Genomic DNA, 8,097 nt, shown 5'->3' with positions numbered 1-8,097 from the left:
CTTTGCCATTTGCAAGGCCATGGTAGAAACAAAAACTTATGTAGACTTCATCACTGTTGATGGGGGTGAAGGGGGTACTGGTGCATCGCCACAAGAATTCTCCAATGCCGTTGGTACACCTTTAAGAGAAGCTGTGGCCTTTGTTTATGATGTTTTATCAGGCTTCGACTTAAAGAAACACATCAAAATTATTGCTTCCGGAAAAATTACATCGGGCTTTGACCTTGTTAAAAATATAGCTTTAGGTGCTGATGTTTGTAATACAGCACGCGGAATGATGTTTGCCCTGGGCTGCATTCAGGCCCTGGAATGTAACAGCAATACCTGCCCAACGGGTGTGGCCACACAGGATCCGAGTTTAATGAAAGGCCTTGTGGTAGAAGATAAAAAAGTAAGGGTATTTAATTTTCACCGTTTAACGGTTGCCAGTGCAGTAGAATTATTGGGTGCTGCAGGTTTACGCCACCCTTATCAGCTAACCCGTGCTTACATCAACAGGAGAATCTTCGCTAACATGACCCAGTCGTATATAGAATCTTTCCCTTACGTGCCAGAAGGCTGTTTATTACAGACACCTTACCCAATGCGTTTTGAGTTAGGGATGACCCTAAGCACAGCAGATAGTTTTGCCCCAACAGATTATAAAATATCTTCTATAGATTATGCACATGCAAATCCTTATTTAGATCATTTGAATATGGGTGCCAATAACAATTAACGTTTAAAAAATGTGCCTTTATAAAAATTCCTGATCGGCTGCTGCTGTTCAGGAATTTTTTTTTGCTTTCTCCCAATATTTAAAGTTCATTCATCTTATCGGTAAGGCTGCGCAATTTTTCTTCCTGCCGCGTAAGTTGCTGTGTCAGGTGTTCCTTGCGGTTTTCATCTACCACTGTAACCGCCCCTTCCTCTGTTTCAGCCAGGTCGTTTTTTACTTTTTCCAGCCAGATGGCATATTGCTTGGTCTGTGCCAGCGTCTTTTCTATCATCAACTCCTGAAGTTCTTCTCTTCTTTCTATCAATTCCTCCAGCTTCCCGGCTACAAAAGCTTTTGCAGTACCTGCTGTTTGTTCAAGTTTCAGCGTCAGGTTTTCAATGTCATCATCCAAAAGATCTACTTTTTTCTGTATGCTGACTTCAATTTCGTCATCTACACTTAACCTGCCTACGGTGGCATTAAAAGGAATTACAGCCTTATCCAAAGGCTCAACCGATTGTTCGTCAACATGTGCAATAACCACAGTTTTGCCAGCAGGGATTCTTTTGCCAATCACTTCTAATATTTCTTCTATGCGGTCGCCCTTAAACATATCGCCGGCAGCACCTGCCAGACTGCCTATTGCCGCACCCCACAACATGCCCAAAGGACCTGCGAAAATGCCCATCAGCGAACCAGCAATGGCCCCCGTAAGGGTATATGACGTAGGTTCCCCTTTAAGGTTTTTTAAATAGGTGTGTCCACTTTCATCTTTACTCATAATAATGGATTCGCCCAAAGATAGTTCGCCGCTTTTGTTGAGTTGCGACAATATTTTAGATACCTTTAAAGCATCTTCTTCATTGGCTACGGTTACTTTAATGATCTTTTCCATGACTCGAAATTTAAGCCCTGAATTTAAGGAAGCGCTGTTCATGTCAGCTTTGCTACCTTGCCTATAAGTTGAGGGATTGCCTATTAACGAACAGCACTTTTTGCTTATTGTTTCTGTACTTCTATAATTACCGTTAAGTGGAAATAACGTATGCCTTATCATTTCCTAATATATCAATAACGGTTAGGTAACATATACCAGTGTGCGGCGGCGGAGCTGCGCCGGACCTGCTAGCGGATTTCCGGTAGCAAACCGGTAGCAAACCCCTAGCTGCTCCCTACCTGGTTGGTGTTTAAGGTTAGTGAATGGTAAGGGATAGGCAAGCTAATGGTTATGGAGAGGTAAGGCTTAATTAAGCGATGGGCAAATTGCTGGTTAATAAAAAAGCCGGTCATTGATGAAATGATCCGGCTTGTATAAAGTAAATGAAATTTAAAATTCAGCGTTTTTAGGGAAACGAGGGAAAGCAATAACATCCCTGATGTTAGTCATGCCAGAGACAAATAAAACCAAACGCTCGAAGCCTAAACCAAAACCTGCATGTGGTGCCGTTCCAAAGCGACGGGTATCTAAATACCATGACAGCTCATCTTGAGGGATATTCATTTGCTCCATGCGTGATGTAAGCCTGTCTAAGCGCTCTTCTCGCTGAGAACCACCAACGATCTCACCTATGCCCGGAAACAAGATGTCCATAGCTGCTACCGTGTTTCTGCCTTCAGCATCAGGTTCATTCTGGCGCATGTAGAAAGATTTGATATCTGCAGGGTAATCTATTAAAATCACCGGCTTTTTAAAGTGCTTCTCTACTAAGAAACGCTCATGTTCTGATTGCAAATCTGCTCCCCATTGATCTATTGGGTATTTGAATTGTTTTTTCTGGTTAGGTTTTGAAGCCCTTAAGATTTTAATAGCCTCGGTATAAGTCAATCTTTCGAAATCATTCTCCAGGCAGAAGTTCAGTTTATCTAAAAGCGAAAGCTCACTGCGCTCACTCTGTGGCTTAACTTTCTCTTCTTCCAGCAGGCGGCCGTTTAAGAATTCTAATTCTTCTTTGCAGTTGTCAAGCGCATAGCTGATTACATATTTCAGCATGTCTTCTGCCAGTTGCATGTTATCTTCAAGGTCTGCAAAAGCAACTTCAGGCTCTATCATCCAAAACTCGGCAAGGTGCCTGGTGGTGTTGGAGTTTTCGGCTCTAAAGGTAGGTCCGAAGGTATATATTTGTCCGAAAGCCATGGCTGCTAATTCACCTTCCAGCTGGCCAGAAACGGTTAAGTTAGTTGCACGGCCAAAGAAGTCTTCAGAGAAGTCTACTTTTTGGTCTTCTGTACGTGGGGTATTGTCGAAATCTAAAGTGGTTACTTTAAACATTTCTCCCGCGCCTTCGGCATCAGAAGCGGTAATGATAGGGGTGTGCATGTAGACAAAGCCTCTTTCATTATAAAATTTGTGAATGGCGAAGGCTAGTGCATGACGCACTTTGAACACGGCATTGAAAGTATTGGTTCTGAAACGCAGGTGTGCAATTTCGCGAAGAAACTCCAGGCTGTGTTTTTTAGGCTGCAAAGGAAACTTCTCGGCATCGCTGTCGCCTAATATTTCAATGCTTGAAGCTTTGATGTCTAATTTTTGTCCTTTACCCAGAGATTCAACAATTGTACCCTGCACGGCAATAGCAGCACCAGTATTGATGCGTTTTAACAGTTCTTCAGGTGTATTATTAAAATCTACTACAATTTGGATGTTGCCCATACAAGAGCCATCGTTTAATGCAATAAATTGGTTGTTACGGAAGGTCCGCACCCAACCCATCACCGTTACCTCGCGATTAAACTCGGTACTTACCAGCAGGTCTTTTATCTTTTCTCTTTTAATCATGATCTAATTTTGCAATAAGGTCAAAAATAGGGATTTACTTCTATAAAAAATAACTGGTTTGGGTTTTTTGAAAAGACGGTTTTTTAAAGGGTCTTGATTGTTTTAAAAAGATCTTGTGTGGTTAAGTATTGTTTAAATTGGTATTTATTCAGTTTATTTTGAGTTTTTTATGGTTATTTGGCCTTTGAGTGGTTTTTATTGTCTAAAATTTAATTAATTATCAGTGTTTTTCTATTAAACACTGATAATTTCACTCTTTAAAACTCAAATAATCGGTTAGTTTTAGTTTTTAGCTATTAAAAATCAGGTGTTTTTAAATAATTAGCTATTAATTTTAATAATTAGTATGATTTATCCTTTATACTTGTATATTTGTAATGCTCGTTTAATTTTATATTTGGTTCAAAAAGCTGCAGGTTCACATCCCTGCGGCTTTTTTGTTTTTAGACTTCTGGAAAATCTATAGCAAAAAAAAAGCCTTGATCATCAATGACGATCAAGGCTCTTCGAGTATATTTATATTAACTTATGCCAAAACTTTTGTTACCAGGTCAGCAGCATCTTTTAAAGCAATAGCTGAAAATACTTTCAGACCAGACTCGTCAATTAATTTTTTAGCTTCTACAGCGTTAGTACCTTGTAAACGGCAGATAATAGGAACAGGAATGTCACCAATTTCTCTGTAAGCGTCAATAACACCCTGCGCTACACGGTCGCATCTAACAATACCACCGAAGATATTAATTAAGATAGCTTTAACATTAGGATCTTTTAAGATGATGTTAAAAGCAGCTTTTACAGTTTGTGCATTTGCAGTTCCACCAACATCTAAAAAGTTTGCAGGCTCACCACCAGCAATTTTAATGATGTCCATGGTTGCCATGGCTAAACCAGCACCATTTACCATACAACCAACGTTACCGTCAAGTTTTACATAGTTAAGGTTTGATTCGCTAGCTTCAACTTCAGTAGGATCTTCTTCTAATTTATCACGCATGGCTGCATAAGCAGGGTGACGGAATAAAGCGTTTTCATCTAAGTCAACTTTAGCATCTACAGCGATAATTTTATCATCTGAAGTTTTTAAAACCGGGTTGATTTCAAACATTGCAGAGTCTGTGCTGTCGTATGCTTTGTAAAGAGCGGTAATAAATTTAACCATTTCTTTATGAGCAGGACCTGCTAAACCTAAGTTGAAAGCAATTTTTCTAGCTTGAAAAGCTTGCAATCCTACCTTAGGATCAATCTCTTCTTTGAAGATTAAGTGTGGCGTTTTTTCTGCCACCTCTTCAATATCCATTCCACCTTCAGTAGAATACATAATGATATTGCTACCGCTTGTTCTGTTTAACAAAACACTTACGTAGAACTCTTTTGTTTCTGAAGCACCTGGATAATAAACATCCTGGGCTACCAGAATTTTGTTTACTTTTTTACCCTCTGGACCTGTTTGTGGCGTGATTAACTGCATTCCTAAAATGTCAGTTGCTCTTTGCTGAACTTCGTCTAAGTTTTTTGCCAGCTTTACGCCGCCGCCTTTACCTCTACCTCCAGCGTGGATTTGTGCTTTTATCACAACCCAAGCTGAATTAAAATCAGTTTGTATTTTCTTTGCCGCTTCTACAGCTTGCTCAACCGTGTCGGCAACAATGCCTTCTTGTACGGCTACTCCAAAACTTTTAAGTATTTCTTTACCTTGATATTCGTGGATATTCATCTGCTGAAAAAATTTGCTCAAATCTACAATTTAGGATTGGTTTTAAAAACTTATTCTAATCTTTATTGTAAGTTTGCATCTATGCTGAAAGCTACAGGTATCACTAAATCTTATGGGAGCTTGCCCATTTTAAAAGGCGTAGATTTTGAAGTTGCTAAGGGAGAAATTGTAAGTATTATTGGCGCCTCGGGTGCTGGTAAAAGCACCTTGCTCCATATTTTAGGTACTTTAGACAAGCCCGATGCGGGTGCTGTGGAGCTTAAAGGTGTCAATGTGAGTAACTTATCTGGAGAGTTGCTGAGTGTGTTCCGTAATAAAAATATAGGCTTTGTTTTTCAGTTTCACCATTTACTGCCTGAGTTTACAGCGCTGGAAAACATTTGCATCCCTGCTTTTATAGCTAAAAAGAGCAAAAAGCAAGCAGAAATGAAAGCCTATGAGTTATTGGAATTATTGGGCCTTTCTGCACGCGCAAATCATAAACCTAATGAACTTTCTGGTGGCGAGCAACAAAGAATAGCCGTTGCAAGGGCTTTAGTGAACGATCCTTCAATTATTTTGGCCGATGAGCCTTCGGGAAACCTTGATTCTGCCAATGCACAGGCTTTGCATGAATTTTTTATTACCCTACGCGATAATTTTAAACAAACCTTCGTTATTGTTACACACAACACCGGACTTGCAGCAATTAGCGACAGGGTGGTAACGATGAAAGATGGCTTAATTATATAGAAAATTGAAAGTATTAATAACCGGTGGTAACCATGCCGCCTCCTATAAAATTTTAAAGGCTTTTGAAGGATCACAGATTCTTTTGGCCGATTATGGTGAGATTCCTGCTTTTACAGCTGGAAATTACCAGTTTATTACGCTTGGTGAAAAAAATGTGGACACCATTGCGCATCATTTGTTAAATGTTTGTTTAGACAATGGCGTAGATACGGTGTTGCCACTGCATGAATTTGAGGTTGCTGCGGTTGCTAAAGCCATGGTGCTCTTTGCTGAATTTGACATCCAGGTATTGTTGCCCGAGCAAATTGAGCTGCCTAAATATTTCCATAGCCAGGAAGATGTGCGTAAAGGCCATAACTGGGGTGTTTTTGCCAAAGGTGAACTGATCTTTTCACCTCAGCCTACCGTTGCACTGGTAGAAATAGGCGTAGAGAAAGCCTTAAATGGTGTTTTTTATATTCCTGAAGAGAATGATGCCTTATCGGCGATACTATTTACCATACCCTAATGACAGCAGAAAAAATAATTGAGGATCACGATGTTTTTGTGTTTGACTTTGAAGGGGTGCTCTATCCTGAAAAGGATTTTCTGTTGCAAATATATTATTTATTTGGCCAATTTGTGGAGTATAGTGAGCAGCTTGATGCTGCAGCTATCCTAAAATATATGCAGCAAGTGTACCTTGAAGAGGGCCATGAGGGCATTTTTGAAAAAACAGCGGGACATTTTGGTATTGATGAAAAATATAAGCTGAACTTCGATCTTTTGCAGCGAAACGTGAGGTTACCGCTTAAATTATTGATATACGACCATTGTCTGGCCTTTTTAAAAGCAATTGTTGCCGCGCAAAAGCCTGTATTTCTGTTGGTTTCGGGCAACCCGGAAGCACAGTTGAATAAAATTAGACAGGTAGAATGGTTAGGTTTGGAACAATACTTGACCGTATATTTTACAGAAGAAATTGAGACAGCAACTGGTGATCATGGAATGTCTTATTTGATTGAAAATCACCAGTTAAAAGGTAAAAAAGTGTTGCTTGCGGGGCATCAGGATTTGAATGTAGAGGTTGTTAAAGAGGCAAACATTACTTTTTTTGCTGTTGATGAAATAATAGTGTCCTAATTGCGTATCTATCAGGCGTGTTTTTACGTTTCTTATCTACCTAAATTTCACTCACATGACTGTCAATCAGAAGTTAATACCGCATAAATGGCTGCTTATGCTAGGCCTGGCTCTTGCTGTTTCCATCAGCGCCTGTAAAAAAAATGATGTGGCAGTTGAAGAGCCTGCTGTAGATACTACAGCTACACCCGGTGTAGGTTCAAGGGCTGAACTGACCAAAGATTCTATCTTTTTATATGCAAAAGAGGTTTACCTGTGGAATGACGCTCTGCCAAGCTATGGGGTTTTTAACCCACGGAAATATACTTCTTCCTCAACGGAACTCGACAATTACAACGACGAGCTCTATGCCATTACCCAATATAAAATAAATCCTGCTACACAACTACCATACGAATTTGTTTCTGCTGAATATGGTGCGCCAAAATACTCTTATATTGCTGATATCACCACTTATAATGCGGCACAGTCCTTTGTGTCTGCAGAAAAAGCAGAAGTAGATTTAGATGGATCGGGTAATGACCTTGGCTTTTATTGGTTTATCCCTTATGGCACTAATACTGATTTTACTTTTTATGTCAGTGGCGTCTATCCCGAATCACCGGCGGCCAAAGCTGGCCTGTCTCGTGGTGCATCAATCACGAAAGTAAATGGAAAATCGGTAGGTACCAACTATAACTCAGAGTATTTAACGGTATATAATCTGGTGGAGCAAGACCCAACAAGTGTAACAATTTCAGGTGTGAAAAGTGATGGCACTCCTTTTAACAATTTGGTTTTAACCAAAGCAAGATACAATACCAACCCGATTTTTAAGACCAAAACTTTTACCGCGGGCACAAAAAAAATAGGCTACCTGTCATTTTCTCAGTTTTCTATTTTATCCAGTGATGCTAAGGCGCCACTGGATGCCGCATTTGCTAAATATGCCGCTGATGGTGTGAGTGATTTAATTATTGATCTTCGTTATAATGGTGGCGGTTATGTAGAAACAGCCGAACACCTCATCAATTTAATTGCGCCTTCTACGGCTACCGGTACGATGTTTAAAGA

Annotated in this window: 8 protein-coding genes; 5 read left to right on the top strand and 3 right to left on the bottom strand. The window is 39.9% G+C overall.

Annotation, left to right across the window (positions count from 1 at the left end; translation table 11 throughout):
* Positions 1-718, top strand: a 718-nt coding sequence (locus tag ACR2F7_RS03715) for a glutamate synthase-related protein (RefSeq protein WP_432712245.1), incomplete at its 5' end; no start/stop codon positions are given.
* Positions 719-797: 79 nt separating this feature from the next.
* On the opposite strand, the gene ACR2F7_RS03710 is transcribed toward ACR2F7_RS03715, so the two are convergent.
* From ACR2F7_RS03710 to sucC, 3 genes are all read right to left on the bottom strand, one after another.
* Positions 798-1,592 carry a DUF1269 domain-containing protein gene (locus ACR2F7_RS03710; RefSeq protein WP_432712244.1) on the bottom strand — a complete coding sequence of 265 codons (795 nt, stop codon included), beginning with the start codon at positions 1,590-1,592 and terminating at the stop codon, positions 798-800.
* Between the two features lie 432 nt (positions 1,593-2,024).
* Positions 2,025-3,473, bottom strand: a complete 1,449-nt coding sequence (gene asnS / locus ACR2F7_RS03705) for an asparagine--tRNA ligase (RefSeq protein WP_432712243.1) — start codon at positions 3,471-3,473, stop codon at positions 2,025-2,027.
* A 526-nt stretch (positions 3,474-3,999) separates the two neighbouring features.
* Positions 4,000-5,190 carry an ADP-forming succinate--CoA ligase subunit beta gene (sucC, locus tag ACR2F7_RS03700; protein WP_432712246.1) on the bottom strand — a complete coding sequence of 397 codons (1,191 nt, stop codon included), beginning with the start codon at positions 5,188-5,190 and terminating at the stop codon, positions 4,000-4,002.
* An 81-nt stretch (positions 5,191-5,271) separates the two neighbouring features.
* On the opposite strand from sucC, the gene ACR2F7_RS03695 reads away from it, so the two are divergent.
* The 4 genes from ACR2F7_RS03695 to ACR2F7_RS03680 form a co-directional block, all read left to right on the top strand.
* Positions 5,272-5,922, top strand: coding sequence for an ABC transporter ATP-binding protein (locus ACR2F7_RS03695; protein ID WP_432712242.1), 651 nt, complete (start codon positions 5,272-5,274; stop codon positions 5,920-5,922).
* 4 nt (positions 5,923-5,926) lie between these two features.
* A complete protein-coding gene (locus ACR2F7_RS03690) occupies positions 5,927-6,430 on the top strand; it encodes a hypothetical protein (RefSeq protein ID WP_432712241.1) in 504 nt (167 codons plus the stop codon).
* Positions 6,430-7,044: a haloacid dehalogenase gene (locus ACR2F7_RS03685; RefSeq protein ID WP_432712240.1), complete on the top strand. Its 615-nt coding sequence runs from the start codon at positions 6,430-6,432 to the stop codon at positions 7,042-7,044. Before ACR2F7_RS03690 ends, ACR2F7_RS03685 begins: the two co-directional genes overlap by 1 nt.
* A gap of 55 nt (positions 7,045-7,099) precedes the next feature.
* On the top strand, positions 7,100-8,097 hold a 998-nt coding region (locus ACR2F7_RS03680), incomplete at its 3' end, for a S41 family peptidase (RefSeq protein ID WP_432712239.1).

It is taken from the genome of Pedobacter sp. (assembly GCF_045628745.1).
Taxonomy (GTDB): Bacteria; Bacteroidota; Bacteroidia; order Sphingobacteriales; family Sphingobacteriaceae; genus Pedobacter.
Note: the sequence above shows the minus strand (reverse complement) of the source record. Positions and strands in the feature narration are given on the sequence as shown.

Bases quoted from the DNA above. Each gene is read 5' to 3' on its own strand.
- ACR2F7_RS03695 (WP_432712242.1), top strand. From the start codon at position 5,272: ATGCTGAAAGCTACAGGTATCACTAAATCTTATGGGAGCTTGCCCATT.
- ACR2F7_RS03685 (WP_432712240.1), top strand. From the start codon at position 6,430: ATGACAGCAGAAAAAATAATTGAGGATCACGATGTTTTTGTGTTTGAC.
- ACR2F7_RS03710 (WP_432712244.1), bottom strand. From the start codon at position 1,592: ATGGAAAAGATCATTAAAGTAACCGTAGCCAATGAAGAAGATGCTTTA.
- sucC (WP_432712246.1), bottom strand. From the start codon at position 5,190: ATGAATATCCACGAATATCAAGGTAAAGAAATACTTAAAAGTTTTGGA.
- asnS (WP_432712243.1), bottom strand. From the start codon at position 3,473: ATGATTAAAAGAGAAAAGATAAAAGACCTGCTGGTAAGTACCGAGTTT.